The 19,737-nt window shown below is 57.5% G+C and carries 18 protein-coding genes; 5 read left to right on the forward strand and 13 right to left on the reverse strand.

The window, feature by feature from the left end; translation table 11 throughout:
* Positions 1–11: 11 nt before the first annotated feature.
* The 6 genes from FQ179_RS16105 to FQ179_RS16130 form a co-directional block, all read right to left on the reverse strand.
* Positions 12–2,033, reverse strand: coding sequence for an acetyl/propionyl/methylcrotonyl-CoA carboxylase subunit alpha (locus FQ179_RS16105; protein ID WP_149398304.1), 2,022 nt, complete (start codon positions 2,031–2,033; stop codon positions 12–14).
* 15 nt (positions 2,034–2,048) lie between these two features.
* The gene (locus FQ179_RS16110; RefSeq protein WP_149398305.1) at positions 2,049–3,656 is read right to left on the reverse strand and encodes a carboxyl transferase domain-containing protein; all 1,608 of its coding nucleotides are present in this window, start codon (positions 3,654–3,656) and stop codon (positions 2,049–2,051) included.
* Between the two features lie 56 nt (positions 3,657–3,712).
* Complete coding sequence (locus tag FQ179_RS16115) at positions 3,713–4,894, reverse strand: acetyl-CoA C-acyltransferase (protein ID WP_149398306.1); 1,182 nt, start codon at positions 4,892–4,894, stop codon at positions 3,713–3,715.
* A gap of 9 nt (positions 4,895–4,903) precedes the next feature.
* Positions 4,904–6,817 (reverse strand): bifunctional isocitrate dehydrogenase kinase/phosphatase, encoded by a 1,914-nt coding sequence (gene aceK / locus FQ179_RS16120; RefSeq protein WP_149398307.1) that lies wholly within the window; start codon positions 6,815–6,817, stop codon positions 4,904–4,906.
* 14 nt (positions 6,818–6,831) lie between these two features.
* Positions 6,832–8,010, reverse strand: a complete 1,179-nt coding sequence (locus tag FQ179_RS16125) for an isovaleryl-CoA dehydrogenase (RefSeq protein WP_149398308.1) — start codon at positions 8,008–8,010, stop codon at positions 6,832–6,834.
* Between the two features lie 116 nt (positions 8,011–8,126).
* Positions 8,127–8,516 carry a MerR family DNA-binding transcriptional regulator gene (locus FQ179_RS16130; protein WP_149398309.1) on the reverse strand — a complete coding sequence of 130 codons (390 nt, stop codon included), beginning with the start codon at positions 8,514–8,516 and terminating at the stop codon, positions 8,127–8,129.
* Between the two features lie 93 nt (positions 8,517–8,609).
* Between FQ179_RS16130 and FQ179_RS16135 the strand changes: the two genes are divergently transcribed.
* The gene (locus FQ179_RS16135; RefSeq protein ID WP_149398310.1) at positions 8,610–9,671 is read left to right on the forward strand and encodes an MBL fold metallo-hydrolase; all 1,062 of its coding nucleotides are present in this window, start codon (positions 8,610–8,612) and stop codon (positions 9,669–9,671) included.
* Positions 9,672–9,765: 94 nt separating this feature from the next.
* Here the strand turns inward: FQ179_RS16135 and FQ179_RS16140 are convergent, their stop codons facing one another.
* The 4 genes from FQ179_RS16140 to argS all read right to left on the reverse strand — a co-directional run bounded on the left by FQ179_RS16140 (position 9,766) and on the right by argS (position 13,595).
* Complete coding sequence (locus FQ179_RS16140; protein WP_149398311.1) at positions 9,766–10,392, reverse strand: LysE family translocator; 627 nt, start codon at positions 10,390–10,392, stop codon at positions 9,766–9,768.
* Positions 10,393–10,503: 111 nt separating this feature from the next.
* Positions 10,504–11,133, reverse strand: coding sequence for a thiol:disulfide interchange protein DsbA/DsbL (locus FQ179_RS16145; protein WP_149398312.1), 630 nt, complete (start codon positions 11,131–11,133; stop codon positions 10,504–10,506).
* A gap of 56 nt (positions 11,134–11,189) precedes the next feature.
* On the reverse strand, positions 11,190–11,900 hold the full coding sequence (locus tag FQ179_RS16150) for an SPOR domain-containing protein (protein ID WP_149398313.1): 711 nt from the start codon (positions 11,898–11,900) through the stop codon (positions 11,190–11,192).
* Positions 11,901–11,909: 9 nt separating this feature from the next.
* Positions 11,910–13,595: an arginine--tRNA ligase gene (gene argS, locus FQ179_RS16155; RefSeq protein ID WP_149398314.1), complete on the reverse strand. Its 1,686-nt coding sequence runs from the start codon at positions 13,593–13,595 to the stop codon at positions 11,910–11,912.
* A 249-nt stretch (positions 13,596–13,844) separates the two neighbouring features.
* Between argS and FQ179_RS16160 the strand changes: the two genes are divergently transcribed.
* On the forward strand, positions 13,845–14,189 hold the full coding sequence (locus FQ179_RS16160; protein WP_149398315.1) for a DUF1840 domain-containing protein: 345 nt from the start codon (positions 13,845–13,847) through the stop codon (positions 14,187–14,189).
* A 62-nt stretch (positions 14,190–14,251) separates the two neighbouring features.
* Positions 14,252–14,569, forward strand: coding sequence for a hypothetical protein (locus FQ179_RS16165; RefSeq protein WP_149398316.1), 318 nt, complete (start codon positions 14,252–14,254; stop codon positions 14,567–14,569).
* Positions 14,570–14,780: 211 nt separating this feature from the next.
* Here FQ179_RS16165 and leuA read toward each other — a convergent pair whose 3' ends face one another.
* Entirely contained in the window at positions 14,781–16,472 is a 1,692-nt protein-coding gene (leuA, locus tag FQ179_RS16170) for a 2-isopropylmalate synthase (RefSeq protein ID WP_149398317.1), read from the reverse strand.
* A 405-nt stretch (positions 16,473–16,877) separates the two neighbouring features.
* Positions 16,878–17,492 (reverse strand): hypothetical protein, encoded by a 615-nt coding sequence (locus tag FQ179_RS16175; RefSeq protein ID WP_255475018.1) that lies wholly within the window; start codon positions 17,490–17,492, stop codon positions 16,878–16,880.
* A 15-nt stretch (positions 17,493–17,507) separates the two neighbouring features.
* Between FQ179_RS16175 and rpoN the strand changes: the two genes are divergently transcribed.
* Both rpoN and FQ179_RS16185 read left to right on the forward strand, forming a co-directional pair.
* On the forward strand, positions 17,508–18,899 hold the full coding sequence (rpoN, locus tag FQ179_RS16180; protein ID WP_149398318.1) for an RNA polymerase factor sigma-54: 1,392 nt from the start codon (positions 17,508–17,510) through the stop codon (positions 18,897–18,899).
* Positions 18,900–18,989: 90 nt separating this feature from the next.
* Positions 18,990–19,253 carry a (2Fe-2S)-binding protein gene (locus tag FQ179_RS16185; RefSeq protein WP_149398319.1) on the forward strand — a complete coding sequence of 88 codons (264 nt, stop codon included), beginning with the start codon at positions 18,990–18,992 and terminating at the stop codon, positions 19,251–19,253.
* Between the two features lie 279 nt (positions 19,254–19,532).
* On the opposite strand, the gene FQ179_RS22345 is transcribed toward FQ179_RS16185, so the two are convergent.
* A partial coding sequence (locus tag FQ179_RS22345) for a hypothetical protein (RefSeq protein ID WP_188074631.1) occupies positions 19,533–19,737 on the reverse strand: 205 nt, incomplete at its 5' end.

Raw genomic sequence — 19,737 nt, forward strand, 5'->3', positions numbered from 1 at the left:
AAGATCGAGCTTTACTGGCTTATTGAGATTAGCTCCGCACCATCAGTTACCTGGTCACCCACGTTAAAAAATACTTCTTCAACCGTGCCATCAGCCGGTGCGGTAATGGTGTGTTCCATCTTCATGGCCTCCATGACCAGCAGTGCGTCGCCGCGGGTGACCTTGTCACCCGCCTTGACCGTCAGGCTGATGATTTTTCCGGGCATGGGGGCGGTCAGGCCACCATCGTGGGCGGAAGACTCATCATCGGCATGGGCGACGGCATCGTGTATTTGCAGCGTCTTGATGCCGCTTGCCGCAAAAACATGCACGCGCCCGTCTGCGATGATGACCGTGGCCAGGATGTCATGACCGTCAAGCCGTACACGCACCTTCATGTCGTTGTCAGCCGCACCTGTAACTGTCCAGTCAAAAGCTAGGGGCTGGTTATTGACCATGAGCGTCCAGCGCCGCTCGACGTGGTGAATGGCGATTTCGTGATGCGAGCTGTCTTCGATTAGCCCAAACACCTGCCCGTAGTCGCCGCTGACGCGCCAGCCATCGGGCAGCGACCAGGGGTCGATGGGTGCTGCCGCTGAGCGATTTGTGTCAGAGCACGCCATACCCTGACGTGCCAGCAGTGCAGCAACAGCAAGTGCCAATACCTTTTCGGATGCGGGTGCGGCGGGTGGGAACAGCGCATCGTGGCGGCGTTCGATCAGGCTGGTATCCAGGTCTGCCTGAGCAAAGGCCTGGTCTTCGATAAGCCGTTTCAGAAAGGCAATATTGGTTTGTACACCTACACAGCGAATTTCACCCAATGCACGCGCCATGCGTGCCAGCGCCTGGTCGCGATCCGCGCCGCGCACGATAAGCTTGGCAATCATGGGATCGTAAAACGGCGAGATGGTGTCACCGGCCTTGACGCCCCCGTCTACGCGGATATCGCCGTCGGTAAACTCAACATGGGGAGGAAAGCGCAGCGTACCCAGAGTGCCGATAGAGGGCAGAAAGCCGTTGTCGGGGTTCTCGGCGTATATGCGCGCCTCAATGGCGTGACCGGTAATGGTTAGTTCTTGCTGGCTTGCTGGCAATGGCTGGCCTGCGGCCACACGTAACTGCCACTCGACCAGATCGTGGCCGGTAATCATTTCGGTCACCGGGTGCTCGACTTGCAGGCGGGTGTTCATTTCCATGAAATAAAACCGGCCATCAGGCTCCACAATAAATTCGACGGTGCCAGCCCCCACGTAGTTAACGGCGCGAGCGGCGGCAACTGCCGCTTCGCCCATGGCGCTGCGACGCTCTTCGGTCATGCCGGGAGCGGGTGCCTCTTCGAGGACTTTTTGATGGCGTCGCTGCACCGAACAATCACGCTCAAACAGGTAGACACAGTTGCCGTGGGTGTCGGCAAATACCTGAATTTCGATATGCCGGGGTTTTTGCAGATAGCGTTCGATCAGCACCTTGTCGTCGCCAAAGCTGCTGGCTGCTTCACGCTTGCATGAAACCAGGGCTTCAGCAAAATGCGCGCTGTTTTCGACGATACGCATGCCTTTGCCGCCGCCACCCGCACTGGCCTTGATTAAGACGGGGTAGCCGATAGCATCGGCCTGTTCTTGCAGAAACGCAGCATCTTGGTTGTCGCCATGGTAGCCGGGCACCAGGGGTACACCGGCCTTTGCCATAAGTGTTTTGGCGGCTGACTTGCTACCCATGGCGGCAATGGCGCTGTTGGGCGGGCCCACGAATACGATGCCGGCAGCGGCGCAGGCTTCTGCAAAACCTTCGTTTTCAGACAGAAAGCCGTAGCCCGGATGTATGGCTTGAGCGCCAGTTTGGCGCGCGGCCTCAATAATGGCGTCAACGCGCAGGTAGCTGGCGCGTGGCTCGGAGCCACCAATATGGACGGCGGTGTCGCATGCGGCAACATGCCGAGCACGCGCGTCGGCATCAGAATAGACCGCAACGGTGCGCAGGCCCATGCGTCTGGCAGTTGCTGCAACGCGGCAGGCGATTTCGCCACGATTGGCGATTAAAAGAGTATTGAACACGTCGGATCCTTGCGATTACATGCGGAACACGCCGAAACGCGTGTCTTCAATAGGGGCATTTAGCGCTGCCGCCAGGCCCAATGCCAGAACGCGGCGGGTGTCGGATGGCATGATGATGCCGTCATCCCACAGCCTTGCGGTGGCGTAATAAGGGTGGCCTTCTCGCTCGTACTGATCGCGTATGGGGGCCTTGAAGGCTTCTTCTTCGTCTGCGCTCCAGGTTTCACCGCGGCGCTCTATGCCATCGCGCTTTACAGTAGCCAGCACGCTGGCCGCCTGCTCGCCACCCATGACCGAAATACGCGCGTTAGGCCACAAAAACAGCAGCCTGGGGCCAAAGGCCCGCCCGCACATGCCATAGTTGCCAGCGCCAAATGAGCCGCCAATTAGCACGGTAAATTTGGGCACCGAGGCCGTGGACACAGCGGTTACCATTTTGGCGCCATGGCGGGCGATGCCCTCGTTTTCGTACTTGCGGCCCACCATGAAGCCGGTAATGTTCTGAAGAAACACCAGCGGGATCTTGCGCTGGCAGCATAGCTCGATGAAGTGCGTGCCTTTTTGGGCAGCCTCTGAGAACAAAATGCCGTTATTGGCAATAATGCCTACGGGCATGCCATGTATGTGGGCAAAGCCGGTTACCAGCGTGGTACCAAAACGGGCCTTGAACTCGTCAAATTCTGACCCATCGACAATACGGGCAATGACTTCGCGCACGTCATAGGGCTTGCGGGTGTCATTGGGAATAATGCCGTTGAGCTCAGAAGGGTCGTACAGTGGCTCGGCACAAGGCCTTAACTGCTGTGGCGCGGGCTTTTTGAGGTTGAGGCGGCCGACGGCCTGGCGGGCCAGGGCCAGCGCATGCAGGTCGTTGTTGGCAAGGTGGTCTGCCACACCTGACAGACGAGTGTGAACGTCGCCACCTCCCAGGTCTTCAGCGCTGACGATTTCGCCGGTGGCGGCTTTGACCAGTGGCGGCCCACCCAGAAAAATCGTGCCCTGATCCTTGACGATAATGGACTCGTCGCTCATGGCGGGTACATATGCACCCCCCGCCGTACACGAGCCCATGACCACGGCGATCTGGGCAATGCCCTGTGCCGACATCGTGGCCTGGTTGTAAAAAATGCGGCCAAAGTGTTCGCGGTCTGGAAACACTTCGTCCTGGTTGGGCAGGTTGGCTCCGCCTGAGTCAACCAGATAAATACAAGGAAGGCGGTTTTCACGGGCAATTTCTTGCGCCCGTAAGTGTTTTTTTACGGTGAGTGGGTAGTAGGTGCCGCCTTTGACCGTGGCGTCATTGCACACAATAATGCATTCGACGCCCGACACCCGACCTATGCCTGTGATCAGGCCTGAGCCGGGAGCATCGTTGTTGTACACATTGAAGGCTGCCATGGGTGACAGCTCAAGAAATGGCGAACCCGGGTCGAGCAGGCGCTCGACCCGGTCGCGTGGCAATAATTTGCCACGCGCAAGGTGTTTGGCGCGGGCTTTTTCGCCCCCGCCCAGTGCTGTCTGTCGCAGTTTTTCGCGCAGGTCGTCGACCTGTTCCTGCATAGCGCGGGCATTATCGATAAAGCCTTGTGACCGCGGGTTGATACGGGATTGGATGACGGGCATTGCTAATCCTGGCTAACTAAATGAAAGAGGATGACTGCGACGCAGACACGACAGACTTAAACCATCTCTATGGCCATGGCAACGGCTTCACCGCCGCCAATGCACAGGGAAGCGATCCCGCGTTTGCCCTTGGTTTGACGTAGCGCACCTACCAATGTTGCCAGCAGGCGAGCACCTGAAGCGCCTATGGGATGACCCAGGGCGGTGGCACCGCCGTGGATATTTACCTTTTCGTGTGGCAGCTTCAGGTCGGTCATGGCAGCCATGGTGACGACGGCAAAGGCCTCGTTGATTTCATACAAGTCAACGTCATCGGCCTTCCAGCCGGTGCGGGCCAGCAGTTTTTCGATGGCAGCCACAGGAGCAGTGGTGAACCATTCGGGCTCTTGGGAGTGCTGGGTGTGCGCGACAATGCGCGCGATGGGTGTTGCACCCAGTTTTTTGGCTGTAGATTCGCGCATGATCACCATGGCTGCAGCACCGTCCGAAATAGACGAAGCATTGGCCGCCGTGATGGTGCCGTCTTTTTTGAAGGCGGGTTTTAGGGTGGGGATCTTGTCGGGCATGGCCTTGGTAGGGGCCTCGTCAGTGTCGATCACGACGTCGCCTTTGCGGCCCTTGATGGTTACGGGTGCGATTTCCCATTTGAAGCTGCCGTCTTCGGTCGCTGCACGGGCGCGGCGCAGTGACTCGAGCGCAAACGCATCTTGTTGCTCGCGGGTAAACGAATATTTACTGGCGCAGTCTTCGGCAAACACGCCCATGGCCGTGCCACGCTGGTAGGCGTCTTCGAGGCCATCGAGCAGCATGTGGTCATACACTTTGTCGTGACCAAAGCGATAGCCTTGGCGGCCGCGTAGCAGCAGATAAGGCGCGTTGCTCATGCTTTCCTGACCGCCCGCCACCACCACGTCGGCGCTGCCGGCTGCAATGATGTCGTGAGCAAACATGGCTGCCTTCAGGCCTGAACCGCACACCTTGTGGATGGTGGTGCAGCCTACGCCCAGGGGTAGCCCGGCGCCCAGCGCCGCCTGGCGTGCCGGAGCCTGGCCCTGGCCAGCCTGCAGCACGTTACCCATAATGACTTCATTGACGTCTTCGGCTTTAATGCCGGCGCGCTCCATGGCTGCCTTAATGGCCACCGAGCCCAGTTCGTGGCCTGAAAGGCCTGAAAGGCTGCCCATCATTCCCCCCATGGGGGTTCGGGCAATGGATACGATAACAATAGGATCGGACATAAGTTGCTCCTAGGGGTGCGTTGAGTCGGTCTCAGTTTTTCGACCGACAGCCGCAGCACAAAGCCGTCGGCTGTCGGGGTAAGGAAAGATATCCTCGATACGTCCATGCGCCGCACGCTGGCGACGCATGTTCCACCATTCTGCCTCAAGTAGATCAGCGTGGTATTTCATGAAGGCCGCCCGCACTCGCGGGTTGCCAAGCAGGAAAACGCTGAACTCTTCAGGAAACACATCATTGCGGCCTACGGGGTACCACGGCTCGCCCGACATTTCAGCTTCAAAATTGGGGGCGGGCGGTATGCGGCGGAAGTTCATCTCGGTCATCCGCTGTATCTCATCGTAGTCGTAAAACACGATACGGCCCAACCGGGTGACGCCGAAGTTCTTGAACAGCATGTCGCCCGGAAAGATATTGGCCGCAGCCAGCTCGCGTATGGCGTCTCCGTAACCTTTTACGGCGACGTCCAGTGCAGCGTCATTAGCCCGCATCAGGAAAATATTGAGTGGCGTCATGCGTCGCTCGATATACACGTGTCGCAGTACGATAGTGTCGTCGCTTTCTTCGAGCAGGCTGGGCACTTCTTTGCGCAATTCTTGCAGCAGGGCGGGCGAAAAGCGCGAGCGCGGCAGGGCAACCTGTGAGTACTCCCAGGTGTCGGCCATGCGCCCCACCCGGTCATGTTTTTTGACCAGTTGGTATTTGCGCCTGACCGTGGGGTGGTCCATGCCGTCTTTTTTGATGCGGTCACGTATAAGCTTGAATACGTAGGGGTACGAGGGCAGCGTAAACACCACCATGACCAGACCGTGAATACCGGGCGCCACATCAAAATTATCGTGCGAATGCGCCAGATGCTGCAGAAAATCACGGTAAAACAAGGTTTTGCCCTGCTTTTGCAAGCCTAAAATGGTGTAGAGCTCGGCCTTGGGCTTGCGCGGCAGCAGCGTATTCAGAAAGTTGACATACGCTGCCGGAGTTTCCATGTCGACCAGAAAATAAGCACGGGTAAAGCTGAACAGCGTGCTCAGGTCGTCAGCCTCATGCAGCAGTGCGTCGGCGCGTACATGCCCCGAAGGTGTGCGCACCAGTGCAATAGCAAAGGGGTGTATGGAGGTCTGGTTAACCAGGCGACCCACGACATAGGCGCCTTTGTTGCGAAAAAATAGCGAATTTAAAACATGTATCTGGCAGTCGGGCGCGATACGAGGGCCGCCGTCGCCAGGCAGATCACGGCGCAGCTTGTGCACTGCCCGGCGTACAAGGGCCCGCATGTCTGCCGGTAGATCGGCAAATGGCGCGGCCAGGCCAAAATCGGCCATCATTTTCAGCAGCGATTTGACCAGGCCTTCTCGTGTGGGGTAATAAACGCGGTACGAAGGAAGCCGGCTTTCGAGATACTCAGTGGCGATGGCCGGTCGCACGAACATGAAATTGTTGTGGAAGTAGTCGCGGTGCAGAATGCGGCAGGAAACCGAATTAAAAAAGGTTTCAGCACACTCAGGCTGGCGATGGTCTGGCAGCAGCGCCACAAACTCGCCTTTAACATCTTGCCAGAAGGCGGCCTGTTCTGCGGTGAGCCCAGCCGCAACATCGGAAGACTCGCCGGGATGGTCGCTGGCGTCTGCGTGTGTGGCGCCGTCCTGGCCGCCCGCAGGGCGAGTGCCGCTGCCCTTAAGCGCACTGTTTAGCGTGGTGGTGCATTCACGCACACGGGTGTCGTAATACTCGATGCGCTCGCGTGACAATTGCTGAATGCCATGCCAGTTGCCCGACTCGAACAGCGCCTTGGCGCGCTGCGCACCAAAACGAAACAGTGAGTAGTGGCGGTTGAAGCCATCAAGAATGACTTGTGCAACCGCTGCAGGCGTTAGCCCCGGCCTGGTTGCCGGCTCGATGCGCTGATGGTCTCCGATGTACGTCATGGCGCGGCGTGTGGTCAGGCGGTTTCGTTAAAGAGCTCACGACCGATGAGCATGCGGCGTATCTCGCTGGTGCCAGCGCCAATCTCGTAAAGCTTGGCGTCGCGCCACAGGCGGCCTGTGGGGTATTCATTGATGTAGCCGTTGCCGCCCAGAATCTGTATGCCTTCGCCGGCCATCCAGGTGGCCTTTTCGGCGCAATACAGAATGACGGCTGCACAGTCTTTGCGCACTTCGCGTGCGTGGCCGTTACCGAGCTTGTCAAGGTTTTTGCCAACGGCATAGCAGAACGCCCGGCTAGCCTGCAGCGTGGTGTACAGGTCTGCCACTTTGCCCTGGATAAGCTGGAATTCGCCAATAGCCTGGCCAAACTGCTTGCGCTCGTGAATGTAGGGCACGACGACGTCCATGACGCCCTGCATAATGCCCAGCGGGCCACCCGCCAGCACGGCGCGCTCGTAGTCGAGCCCGCTCATTAGCACTTTTACCCCGCCATTGAGCTGACCCAGAATGTTTTCTTCAGGCACTTCGCAATCCTGAAACACGAGCTCACCCGTGTGACTGCCGCGCATGCCCAGCTTGTCGAGCTTTTGTGCCACCGAAAAGCCCTTGAACCCCTTCTCGATGATGAAGGCGGTAATGCCGCGCTGCTTGGCCTCTGGGTCAGTTTTGGCATACACCACCATGGTATCGGCGTCGGGGCCATTGGTGATCCACATTTTTGTGCCATTGAGCACGTAGCGGTCGCCCTTTTTTTCGGCGCGCAGCTTCATGCTGACAACGTCTGAGCCCGCACCCGGCTCACTCATGGCCAGTGCACCCACATGTTCGCCCGAGATGAGCTTGGGCAGATACTTTTGCTTTTGGGCTTCGGTGCCATTGCGGTGAATCTGGTTGACACACAGATTGGAATGGGCGCCGTATGACAGGGCGACCGAGGCGCTGGCCCGGGAGAGTTCTTCCATGGCGATCATGTGCGCCAGATATCCCATGTTGGCGCCGCCGTATTCTTCGCTTACGGTCATGCCCAGCAGGCCCAGGTCGCCAAACTTGCGCCATAGCTCCATGGGAAACTGGTCGCTGTGGTCGATTTCAGCCGCTCGGGGCGCGATTTCAGCCTGGGCAAAGTCGTGCACGGCGTCGCGCAGCATGTCAAGATCAGAGCCGAGGTCGAAGTTTAGGCCAGGTAGATTCATGGTGTGTCTCCAGTAGGCAGCAACATATTCAGGCAAGTGTATATGAGCGCCGCATTATTTCGTTGATATCGCGCACCTTGCACGGGCATTTTATATGACGTTTACGTAAACGTAAACTAGGCAGACTTACGCTTCGCGGCCAACAGTTTTTCGCAGGCGGATGCTTGCTCTGCAATCTCGGTGAGCGTCAGGTCAATATCCTGGCGCTGGCGCGTCAGCAAATCGCGATGTTGCGCAAGTAGCGCCAGGTAACGCTCCAGTTGCGCAATCGTGTCTTTCGGGCCGTCATACATATTGATCAGGCTGACGATCTCGCTGATCTGCAGGCCAAGGCGCTTGCCACGCAGTGCAAGCCTCAGGCGGGTGCGGTCACGGGGGTGGTAAACGCGGGTGCGACCAATGCGGCTGGGGCTGACGATGCCCTGATCTTCATAAAACCGTATGGTGCGGGGTGTAATGGAAAACTCGTGGGCGAGCTCGGAGATGCTCCAGGTTGTTTCTGTCATGAGGCAGTATCCGCAGTTTACGTTAACGTCAAGTATAGTGCCATAATCATGAGATGAGGCATACTCTCACTCTTTAGCTGGCTGGAGACATAGATGAATCCCAACGAACAAAAGCTTACCTACCCCTGGGGCGACGACTTGCCTGCAACAGGCACCCTGCGCACGGTGGCTGACGGCGTCCGCTGGCTGCGCATGCCACTGCCTTTTGCGCTCGACCACATTAATCTTTGGCTACTACGCGACAAAATCGATGGTCGCGAGGGCTGGACCATTATCGATTGCGGCGTTGCACGCGACGAGGTCAAAGCCGCGTGGGAAAACATTTTTCAGGAGGCGCTTGATGGCCTGCCGGTATTGCGTGTCATCGTCACGCATATGCATCCAGACCACATCGGGCTGGCTCATTGGCTGTGTGAGCGCTGGGATGCCCCCCTGTGGATGACCAATACCGACTTTGTCACAGCACGTCTGTGGTCCAGGCCCGACGGTGGTGCCGCCGGCGCCAACGGCCAGCGCGCCATGGAACACTTTGCACGTCATGGTCTCGCCGACCCCGAAGCGCTTGAGTTTATCCGTGCTCGCAGCGGTTACTACATCAATCTGGTGCCCGAGGTGCCAGAGACGTTTCATCGCATTATGGACGGGCACAACATCGATATCGGTGGAAGGCAGTGGCGGGTTATCGTGGGTTACGGTCATGCGCCCGAGCATGCTTCCCTGTATTGCGACACGCTACGCGTGCTGATTTCGGGCGACATGGTGCTGCCGCGTATTTCTACCAATATCAGCGTATTCAATCATGAGCCTGAGGCTAATCCTCTGCCGCTGTATCTGAACTCGCTGCGAGAGTACGACGACCTGCCTGAAGATACGCTGGTGCTGCCGTCGCATGGCCGGCCTTTCAAGGGTTTGCACGAGCGCATTATGCAGCAGCACACGCATCACGCCGAGCGGCTTGCCGAAGTGCTTGACGTCTGTGCCCAGCCCGCCAGTGCGGCCGATGTCTTGCCGGTCATGTTTCATCGCAAACTTGATCACCACCAGATGGGCTTTGCCATGGGCGAGGCACTGGCACACCTGCATGCACTCTTTTTTGAGGGCAAGCTTGTGCGCAACACGGGTGAAGACGGGGTTATTCGCTTTACGCGCGTGTAGTAGTGCAGCCAGGGCGTGCTGCGGCGCGGGTTCGCCCGCGCTTTTGAGGTGTGTCAGGCTTTAGATATGCCAGGCCTTAGAAATGTGTCAGGCTTTAGAGGTGTGTCAGTGCAAGCTTGATGGCCAGCCCCAAAAAGACGAGCCCCGCAATGCGATGCAAGATTATTTGCGCGCTGGGCGACGTCTGCATGCGCTGGCCCAACCCTCCCGCAAACCATGCGATCAGCCCGAACACAAGCAGGGTGGCGAGTATGAACAACCCACCCAGGCTGAGGGTTTGCAAAGCGACAAGACCACGTTGGGGTGAGGTAAATTGCGGCAGAAAAGCCAGAAAAAACAGTAATACCTTGGGGTTGGTAAGGTTCATGATGATGCCGCGCCGATACAGTGACCATGCACCAAGTTGCATGGGTGCTTGTTCACTGTGATCGTGCCCCTGCGAGCGGAACGCACCCCAAGCCAGATACAGCAAATAAGCGGCACCCAGCAGCTTTAGCACGGTTAAGGCGGTGACCGAGGCCGCCACGATGGCAGCCAGTCCGGCTGTTACGGCAATGGTATGGCCCACCAGCCCGGTGCACAGGCCCAGCACAACAAGTAGCCCAGATGTACGACCCCACATCGCCGACTGCATCAATACAAACAAGTTGTCAGGGCCGGGGACGAGTGCCAGCAGTACAGCGACGCCGAAAAACGAGAGTGCGATGTCAAGGGTGAGCATACAAGAGCCTGGCAAGGTACATGATTATCGAGGCAGATCATGCGGCAGCGTTAAGGCTATGCGGCTGCCTACCCCTGGCAGGAGCGCTGGCAACCGCCTTGTATGTCGTGACTAGTGATTGACTTGTTCGAGCAGTTTTTGGGCTTCTTTTATGGTGCCCTCATAGCTGCCTGTCTGGCTGGGCGAGGTGACATATTTGCCGCCTATGGCGAGGCTAGGCGTACCTTCGATTTTGTACAACTTGGTAAGCTCGTCAGCCCGCGAGATTTTTGACTGAATGCCAAACGAGTTGTAGACATCTTGGAAGGCCTTGGCATCTATGCCTTGGTCTTGAACCCAAGCAGCAATGGCTTTGGCGTCGTAAATTTGCTGGTGTTGTTGATGAATAGCGTCGAACACTTTAGCGTGCAGATCCAGACGATCAAGTGCCTCAAGCGTGTAGTAAAGCTTTTGCAGGTCTTTCATGCTGGCGTTGAATGCAACCGGCACCTGCTTTAGCACCACGTTTTCAGGCAAGGTTTTGGCCCACGCCTCAACCAGTGGCTCCATGCGTGCGCAGTGCGGACATGAGTAAGCAAAAAACTCAAGCACCTCGATTTTGCCGGTGGTGTCAGAAGGCTGTGCGGGTTCAACCGTTGTATAGGGATCAGCGGCCATGGCTGGCGCGCTGGATACAAACATGGCGGAAGCCCCGACAGTGGCAATGGCAAGAGCGCGCAGAAGCAGGTTTTTGATTTGCATGGTTAATTAATCCTGGTTAACGTGAACCCGTATGACCCGAAAACAAACGGAGAGTTTCAAGGGCGCACGACAGAGGTGGCAATCTTTTCTTCGCCCAGTCGTGCGCGTGATTTGTTCATCTCGTCGATGCCCTTAAATGGGCCGACCCGAACGCGGTTGATAACCCCGCCGTCTATCGTAGCCTGTTGCACCTGTGCTGGCAGACCCATCATGAGAATGCGTGCCATGACAGCCTCGGCATCACTGGCCGACCGGAATGCCCCGGCCTGAAGAAAATACGTAGTCTGGGTACCCGCAGCCGTTGCAGGCGCCTTGGCGGGCGCTTCGGTGCCAGGTACCAGCGCAGACGGTGTGCTGGCACGTGGCGCAGGTGCAGGCGTGGGTGCGGGTGCAGTAGGTTTGACCAGCCCGGCAATAAAATTGCCCAGATCATCTTCTGGCTTGGCGGGGCTGCCCTGGGCGGGTGCCGGAGCGCCCAGGCCAGGCAAAGGCGCCGGTGCGGTGTCTATGGGCCCTGTGGGTGCAACACCGCCGGGGCTGTTTTTGCCGTACAAGCCAATGTTGGGATCAGGTGCGTCTTTTACATCGGGCAATAGGGTTGCGGCGGGGTCGCGCGAAAACTTGTCGGCAAAAGGCATGGGGACCTGTGTGACGAACAGAGCGACTGCCACTGCGGCGATCAAGCCAAGTATTAAACCGACCATAACGCCGAACAGCGTATTGCTGCCCGACTTGGCGCGAGAAGATTTGCTGCGTGTGCGAGCCATATAAACGCGTTACATCCTTTCGGGGGCGGACACCCCAAGTAGTTCTAGGCCATTGGCGATGACCTGCGCGGTTGCGCGGGCCAGCCGCAATCGTGCCAGCTTGAGAGGTAAGTCGTCGACCAGTACCCGCTCTGCGTTGTACCAGGCATGGAAGTCGGCAGCGCAGTCGCGCAGCCAGAAAGCCATGTGATGGGGTGCCAGATCTTGTGCAGCGAGGGCTACGGTTTGGGGGTATTCAGCCAGGCGCTGCATGAGTGCAAACTCGGTCGGTGCGACCAGTGTTTCGACGGGAGCGTCAGGAACCTGATCTGCCAGTTGGACCGATTGCGCCAGCATGGAGCAGATTCGGGCATGTGCATACTGGATATAGTACACCGGGTTCTCTTCGCTTTTCGAGAGCGCCAGATCGATGTCGAACACAAACTCGGAGTCGGCCCGACGCTGCGCCAGGAAGTAACGCACGGCGTCACGCCCTACCCAGTCGATGAGGTCGCGCATGGTGACATAGCTGCCTGCACGCTTTGATATTTTGACCTCAGCGCCATTACGTACCACCTTGACCATTTTGTGCAGAATATAGGCGGGAAACGTTTTTGGAATGCCTATATTTAGCGCTTGCAGGCCGGCGCGCACCCGTGCCACCGTGCCGTGGTGGTCGCTGCCCTGAATGTTAATGGCGGTGTGAAAGCCTCGCTGCCATTTGGCCACATGGTAGGCCACATCGGGCACAAAGTAGGTGTAGCCGCCTTCCGATTTGCGCATGACGCGATCTTTGTCATCGCCCGTGCCCAGCTCGGTAGTGCGCAGCCACAGTGCACCTTCGTTTTCATAAGTGTGGCCAGACTCGACCAGCGCGTTAACAGTCTGCTCAACCCGGCCGCTGGTATACAGCGAGCTTTCGAGGTAAAAGTTGTCGAACTTCAGGCCAAAGGCCTGCAGATCAAGGTCTTGCTCGCGACGCAGGTAAGCCACGGCAAAGTGCCTGATATCGTCAAGGCTGTCTAGGTTTCCGGTAGCGGTGACCGACTCGCCGTCGGCGGCCTGCACCGATGCGCCAGCGATAAAGTCATTGGCGATCTCGAAAATATAGTCGCCTTTGTAGCCGTCGGCGGGAAACCCGTCTGAGTCGGGCTCAATGCCACGGGCGCGCGCCTGCACGCTGATGGCGAGGTTATCGATTTGGTTGCCAGCGTCGTTGTAATAGAACTCGCGTGTTACCTGATAGCCCTGCGCGGCAAAAAGCCGGCACAGAGCGTCGCCCAATGCTGCTTGCCGTGCATGGCCCACGTGCAGCGGCCCCGTGGGGTTGGCTGATACAAACTCAACCAGCACTTTGTCAGCCCGAGGCGCCTGCCGACCAAACCCTATGCCTTCTTCGCCAATGGCCAGCAATACGGCCTGACGTGCGGCCGTGGTAAGCCTGAAATTGATGAAGCCGGGGCCAGCCACTTCGGCGGAAGCGATAAGGGCCTTGGCCTCGTCGTGCTGCAAAAGCCCGTCAATAATTTGTTGTGCGAGTTCACGAGGGTTGCGGCGTGCCGGCTTGGCCAGTTGCATGGCGGCATTGGTGGCGATGTCACCATGCGAGGCGACTTTGGGTCGCTCAAGCTTTACAGCGGGTGTGGCATCGGGCAGTAGCCCGCCAATAACGGTAGTGATAAGTGCGATGAGCTGTTGTTGTTGCCCTGGGAGCATATATGATCTGTATTCGAAATAATTGGAGCCGCCGGCCGTTGATTTTGGCGCAAAAGCGGATGCAGGCCAGACGTGGGCTGCGACGGGTAAATGATAGCGTGATTTCCCTCCCCGTGCCTGCGCCACTGTACCGCGTGTTACGGTTAGAATAAGCTCGATTCTGCCGGGGTCAAACATACTGTTCTGATGCTTGGCAGTGTTACGAAGTTAGAGTAGTGTAGAGATGTGTCCACTGAAGGAAACTAAAATATGCTAGTGGTTTTTCATTCCAAGGCAGCAGCAGAAGTGCTGATGTTTTCGCAGCACGCCCTGCCCATTCTCAAAGCGGCGGGCAAGCCTTACACCGACGCGTTGCCTGAACGCGGTGTTATCACCCGCGACCATCTGGCAGCCGCCATTCAGGGCATTGAGCAGGCGATCTCGCTAGAACCAGATCCTAACGCACCCGACGATGTCGATGAAAACGATTCCAAAACCCACCCCATTTCGGAACCTGTCAGTTTTCGCCGGCGTGCATTCCCTTTGCTGGCCATGTTGCGTCTTTCGCTAGAGCAAGACGCTGATGTGGTCTGGGAACCGGCCCCCATCTGGTAAGACGGCAAGCCCGCTTACGCGGGGCACCGTTTTAATTGGTCAGAATAAAACAAGGAATACCCATGCAAAGCACGGTCGTTATCGTGTTCAATAAACATCAGACGCTCAATCTGGTTGCCGATGTCCAGCCCGACAATGCGGCGGCGCAAGCCGCCCGAGACTGGCTGGACGAAACCTGGGCCAGGTTGGGCTGCGAGCCTTTCCGGCTCAGCGGTAAAGTTTTGCTGCTCGATAAAATTCTGGGTATTGCAGACTCGCTGGGTTATACAGAGCTGTCGCAAAATCAAGATTTGGCCGAGCAATTTGCACAGCAAACCGCGCTTTCGCTCAACAAGCCGCATATCAATGTTGATCTGCCTGGTCGGGTTGTGGGTTTTTAAGCTGCATCTGTCAGGTAAGTTGGCATAAAAAGCCCTGCAAGGCTTCGTGAGCTTTGCAGGGCTTTTACCGAGCGGCTGGCCCAAATTGTATGGGGCAGGCCTGGGCGCTCAGCCACCCGCCGAAGGCGCGTCCTTCTGTTTTATATCGCGGGCATTCATTCAGGGCAAGGTTGCAGCCAGGCCGGGGCTGATGCTCAAGCCTGGCTTGTATTTACGCCGCCATGGCCTCGGCCTTTTGCAAGGCATCATGCCGATTGATCGCGCTGAGCACAGCCAGAAATGACGAGGTCACGATGTCGCCGTGTATGCCCACACCAAAGCCAGTGGGCGAATCGCCTACACGCAACTCAATATAGCTGGCCGCCCGAGTGTCGGTGCCCGTGCCGATGGCATGCTCGGTGTAGTCCATAACACGTGCAGGGACGTCGAGCGCGTCGATAAACGCCGAGAGTGCACCATCGCCTGTGCCGCTCAGGTGGCGTGTCTGACCATTTTCTTCAAGCTCCACCTCAATGGCAAACTGCTTGCCGTCCCGTTCTTCGGGGCTACCCGTTATGCGGTGCCGGATGAGTTTCCATGGACCCGTCATTTCGAGGTATTCGCGTGAAAAAATGCTGTACACATCGCGGGCCGTGACTTCAGCGCCAGTATCGTCGGTGACGCGCTGAATGGCGCGACTAAACTCGATCTGCAAGCGGCGCGGCAATGCCAGGCCATGCTCCTGCTCAAGCAAGTACGAAACCCCGCCTTTGCCTGACTGGCTGTTGACGCGGATGACGGCATCGTAGCTGCGGCCCAGATCGGCCGGGTCAATGGGCAGGTAGGGCACCTCCCAGGGGGCGTCGGCCTCCTGGCGTGCAAAACCCTTTTTGATGGCGTCTTGGTGCGAACCCGAAAACGCGGTAAACACGAGGTCGCCCGCATAGGGGTGGCGCGGGTGCACGGGCAGCTGGTTGCAATACTCGACGCAACGGCGTACTTCATCGATGTCAGAGAAATCAAGACCAGGATGTATGCCCTGAGTGTAAAGATTGAGCGCCAGGGTAACCAGACATACGTTGCCGGTACGCTCGCCGCTGCCGAACAGGCAGCCCTCGATGCGATCAGCGCCGGCCATGACGCCAAGCTCGGCCGCAGCCACGGCTGTTCCGCGGTCATTGTGTGGGTGCAGGCTCAAGACAATACAGTCGCGATTCTTGAGGTTGTTGTGCATGAATTCGATCTGGTCAGCATACATATTGGGCGTGGTCGCCTCAATGGTGGCCGGCAGATTGAAAATGATCTTTGATTCAGGCGTGGGCTGCCACACCTCGGCGACGGCATTGCACACCTCCAATGCGAATTCAGGCTCCGTGGTGCTGAACACCTCAGGCGAGTATTCATAACGCCAGCTTGTTTCAGGGTGACGTGACGTGTATTCCTTGACCATGCGTGTGCCGGTCAGTGCAATGTCTTTTACTTCGTCTTTGCTCATACTGAAGACGATTTTGCGGAAGGCGGGTGCGCAGGCGTTGTAGAGGTGAACAATTGCGTTCTTTGCCCCTGCGGCGGACTCTACCGTACGTTGGATCAAGTCTTCGCGCGACTGCGTCAGCACAATAATGGTGACGTCGTCAGGTATGCGGTCTTCGTCGACCAGTTTGCGCACAAAATCAAAGTCGGTCTGCGAGGCTGAAGGAAAGCCCACTTCGATTTCCTTAAGTCCGATTTTGACAAGCTGCTCGAAAAAGCGCAGCTTGCGGTCGACGCTCATGGGTTCGATCAGCGACTGATTGCCGTCGCGCAGATCAGTACTCATCCAGATTGGCGGATGGGTGATGCGTTTGCTGGGCCAGGTTCGTTCAGAGAAGTCGCGGGTAAACGCTACGAACGGACGGTATTTGTCGGAAGGATTAGAGATCATGGGCATGGGGCACCTGTGCGGTTTTTTGTTGATTCTATTTTTGTCGCGTCGTCGCGTATCGCCGGATCACGGCGCAGCGTACATGGACTTGACTGGAATTAGGGGGGTGTGGCTGAAACAGGCTGCCGAACTGCCACGAGACGCTAGGCCCGGCAACCGATCGGTAGTAGCAGGGATAGCGCGAGGGGAGAGAGAACCGCTGTGGGTTCGCAAGAAACACGCACACGCACAGCGGCGAGGGTGCCGGTGCGTGAAATGCTAAATTGTGCGCGTTTTGACTTCATAAGCGATAGTCAAACACAAAAGACAGCGTGTGGCAAGCTTTGGATGTGTTTTTTTAAGTGTTTCATGGCTAAGCACTGCCCGTGTGAACACAGGCATACGCTTTAACGGCGAGGGGCTGGCTTAGCCCGGGTTGTCTTCAGAGGGCAGGGCGGTGACGGGAATGCTATCGTATACGGGCTCGACAGAGGTTACCGCCGTGCCGCGCTGGCCCAACAGGGCGGCATGGCGCCGCGCCAGCGTGATTTTGCCTGACCGGCCTGCACGCAGCTCGGCTGCCGCACGCTGCAGATCACCTACGCAGATGGGGCGACGCCGATCGTCCCACGACCAGCGCAATACTTCGAGGGCGGGTGGTGAAAGCTGCTGGGAAAGCTGTGCAATGGTGTCTTCGTCGACCAGCTTTGCGCGGGCCTGGCGGTTGGTGCTTTGCACGAAGCCGTACAGAAAATAGGCAATAATAAGTGTGCACAAGGCAACAACCGCCCACCAGAAAAATGGGTTGTACTGGTTGAGCAGGGCCACGGCCTGTACGCCCAGCGCGTGCAGACCGTTGTAATCAATGCCGCGTCCAAATAACACCAGGCGAGTGAGAAGGTTGTACCAGATAATCGCTACGACGACGATAATCACAACACACAGAATCTTTTGCCTTGCTGTCAGCTTGAGCAAGGTATTGCGCAATAAAGTGTGGTCTTGTCTGGTAGGCTGTTGTTGTTGCAGTGAAGTTGCTTTCATACACGTATTTTATCTATGCATTCGCGCCAGTCATTAGAGCTTCGTCAGCACCAGCAATTGGCGTTGACACCACAGTTGCAGCAATCAATTCGATTTCTGCAACTGTCGACTCACGATCTGGAGCAGGAGGTGGCCCAGGCTCTCGCAGAGAACCCTTTGCTCGAACGTGAGGAAGAGTATGACATTGATAACGCTGATACGGTAGCACGTCAGGAAGAACGTTGGCCGGTGTTGGGTTTATCCAACCGGTCTTCAGCCCGCGGAGCCGATGACGATACCGTTAGGCCAGAGACAGCCACGGCCGAAACCCTGCACGAGCATCTTTTGAGTCAGCTGCGCCTCACACGCGCCCAGCCACGCGACATGGCATTAGTCAGTGTGCTGATCGACGAGCTTGACGAAAACGGCTACCTGGCTACGCCGCTGGAAGAAGTGCTGCAGTATTTGCCGCCAGAACTCGAGGTGCAGCCTGACGAATTGCAGGCCGCACTGCTGCTGCTGCAGTCGTTTGATCCGCCGGGTATCGCTGCCACATCGCTTGGGCAGTGTCTGGTGCAGCAACTTGATCTGATCAAGGCGCACGCTGGCACCAAACCTGACCCAGAGGTCTTGGCATGCGCGCGTATCATTGCAGACACGCAACTTGCTTTGCTGGCCACCGGTAATCTCGCCCGTCTGCGGGAGGCAATTTCGTGTACGCATGACACGCTGCGCGCCGCGCATGCCTTGTTGCTGCAGCTTGAGCCGCGCCCAGCGCGTAACTGGTCTACCTCTACCGCAGACTATGTCATGCCTGAAGTGCTGGTGCGCAGGCAAGGAAATCGCTGGCAGGCAGCCATCAACCCCGCCGTCATGCCACGCCTGCGTGTGGACCAAAGCTACGAACACTTGCTTACTGGCGCGCGGGCTTCGCCCGAGTTGTATGCGCAGTTGCAGCAGGCTCATGGATTAATTAAAAGTGTAAACCAGCGTTTTGTAACAATTTTGAGGGTGGCCCAAGTCATCGTCGACAGACAACAGGCGTTTTTCGAGCAGGGCCCCGAGGCCATGCGGCCGCTGATTTTGCGCGATATTGCGCAGCAGCTCGAACTGCATGAGTCCACCGTTTCGCGTGCCACCAAGCAAAAGTATGCTCAAACCCCTTGGGGTGTGATCGAGCTCAAGCGGTTTTTCGGTGTGGCGTTGGCCACCGACGATGGTGAGTCAACATCGGCAACAGCTGTACAAATTATGATGCGCAAGCTTGTAGAAGATGAGTCGCCCGCCAAACCGCTATCTGATAGCCGCCTCGCTACCTTGCTGGCAGAGCAAGGGGTGGTCATTGCGCGTCGTACGGTGGCCAAATACCGCGAAGCGGCTGGTATCGAGCCGGCCATACGCCGCAAAGCCCGTGCGGCACTTGAGTAACTGACTCTTCGCGTATACCCCCAGTAATGTTGTGGGATTTTTACATCTTGTAAGTTGTCTGAATCTTGGTTCTAGCTGATAATGGTTCGCATGTTTATTTGTATCTGCAACGCTATTACAGAGCGCCAAGTCCAATCCGCTGTCGCCGACGGGGCGTCTACGTTGTCCGAGCTGCAAGGGCAACTGGGTGTTGCATCGTGTTGCGGCTGTTGCGCCGACACGGCGGTTGAGTACTTGCCCGGGGGGCGGTACGCCGATCCGGTGCAGGTTCAGGCTGCCACACAGGTCACGCAGGCCGCCAACGACGCGGTCAGCGTTTCAGCCATGGCCACGGTCGCCGTTCGACGCGCCTAAGCTTTCTGTTTTTCTACGGCGTTTCTTTGTTTCCAGCTGGCAAGGTGTTCCTTGCAAGTTTCTCGGTGCGCGAAAGCCCATACCTTGTCGCCTCCTGTAAAAACGGCTCGCCCGTTATCCTGATATACGCGTGGCCCAGAGCTATGCCTTGCTTGGTTTCCTCAAGCATCATTCTTTTCACACACTCCCCACCACCATTACCTCGCCGCTCCCCCCCCACCAATAACTCAGCTCGTACCTCCGCTAATACTCGGGCCAGTAGCTCAACCAGCACCTAGGCTAATACTGCGGCCAATACCCCCGCCAACACCCGAGCCAATACCCCCGCCAATACCCGAGCAGATACCTGAGCAGATACCTGAGCAGATACCCGAGCAGATACCCGAGCAGATACCCGAGCAGATACCCGAGCAGATACCCGAGCAGATACCCGAGCAGATACCCGAGCAGATACCCGAGCAGATACCCGAGCAGATACCCGAGC

The sequence above is a fragment of the Pusillimonas sp. ANT_WB101 genome (genome assembly GCF_008369125.1).
In the GTDB taxonomy this organism is placed as follows: Bacteria; Pseudomonadota; Gammaproteobacteria; order Burkholderiales; family Burkholderiaceae_B; genus Allopusillimonas.

What these genes read in the sequence shown, in the direction of transcription:
- FQ179_RS16130 (WP_149398309.1), bottom strand. Translation starts at nt 8,516, where the DNA reads ATGACAGAAACAACCTGGAGCATCTCCGAGCTCGCCCACGAGTTTTCC.
- FQ179_RS16140 (WP_149398311.1), bottom strand. Translation starts at nt 10,392, where the DNA reads ATGCTCACCCTTGACATCGCACTCTCGTTTTTCGGCGTCGCTGTACTG.
- FQ179_RS16175 (WP_255475018.1), bottom strand. Translation starts at nt 17,492, where the DNA reads ATGAAAGCAACTTCACTGCAACAACAACAGCCTACCAGACAAGACCAC.
- argS (WP_149398314.1), bottom strand. Translation starts at nt 13,595, where the DNA reads ATGCTCCCAGGGCAACAACAACAGCTCATCGCACTTATCACTACCGTT.
- FQ179_RS16135 (WP_149398310.1), top strand. Translation starts at nt 8,610, where the DNA reads ATGAATCCCAACGAACAAAAGCTTACCTACCCCTGGGGCGACGACTTG.
- FQ179_RS16150 (WP_149398313.1), bottom strand. Translation starts at nt 11,900, where the DNA reads ATGGCTCGCACACGCAGCAAATCTTCTCGCGCCAAGTCGGGCAGCAAT.
- aceK (WP_149398307.1), bottom strand. Translation starts at nt 6,817, where the DNA reads ATGACGTACATCGGAGACCATCAGCGCATCGAGCCGGCAACCAGGCCG.
- rpoN (WP_149398318.1), top strand. Translation starts at nt 17,508, where the DNA reads ATGCATTCGCGCCAGTCATTAGAGCTTCGTCAGCACCAGCAATTGGCG.
- FQ179_RS16185 (WP_149398319.1), top strand. Translation starts at nt 18,990, where the DNA reads ATGTTTATTTGTATCTGCAACGCTATTACAGAGCGCCAAGTCCAATCC.
- FQ179_RS16160 (WP_149398315.1), top strand. Translation starts at nt 13,845, where the DNA reads ATGCTAGTGGTTTTTCATTCCAAGGCAGCAGCAGAAGTGCTGATGTTT.
- FQ179_RS16110 (WP_149398305.1), bottom strand. Translation starts at nt 3,656, where the DNA reads ATGCCCGTCATCCAATCCCGTATCAACCCGCGGTCACAAGGCTTTATC.
- leuA (WP_149398317.1), bottom strand. Translation starts at nt 16,472, where the DNA reads ATGATCTCTAATCCTTCCGACAAATACCGTCCGTTCGTAGCGTTTACC.
- FQ179_RS16165 (WP_149398316.1), top strand. Translation starts at nt 14,252, where the DNA reads ATGCAAAGCACGGTCGTTATCGTGTTCAATAAACATCAGACGCTCAAT.
- FQ179_RS16125 (WP_149398308.1), bottom strand. Translation starts at nt 8,010, where the DNA reads ATGAATCTACCTGGCCTAAACTTCGACCTCGGCTCTGATCTTGACATG.
- FQ179_RS16145 (WP_149398312.1), bottom strand. Translation starts at nt 11,133, where the DNA reads ATGCAAATCAAAAACCTGCTTCTGCGCGCTCTTGCCATTGCCACTGTC.
- FQ179_RS16115 (WP_149398306.1), bottom strand. Translation starts at nt 4,894, where the DNA reads ATGTCCGATCCTATTGTTATCGTATCCATTGCCCGAACCCCCATGGGG.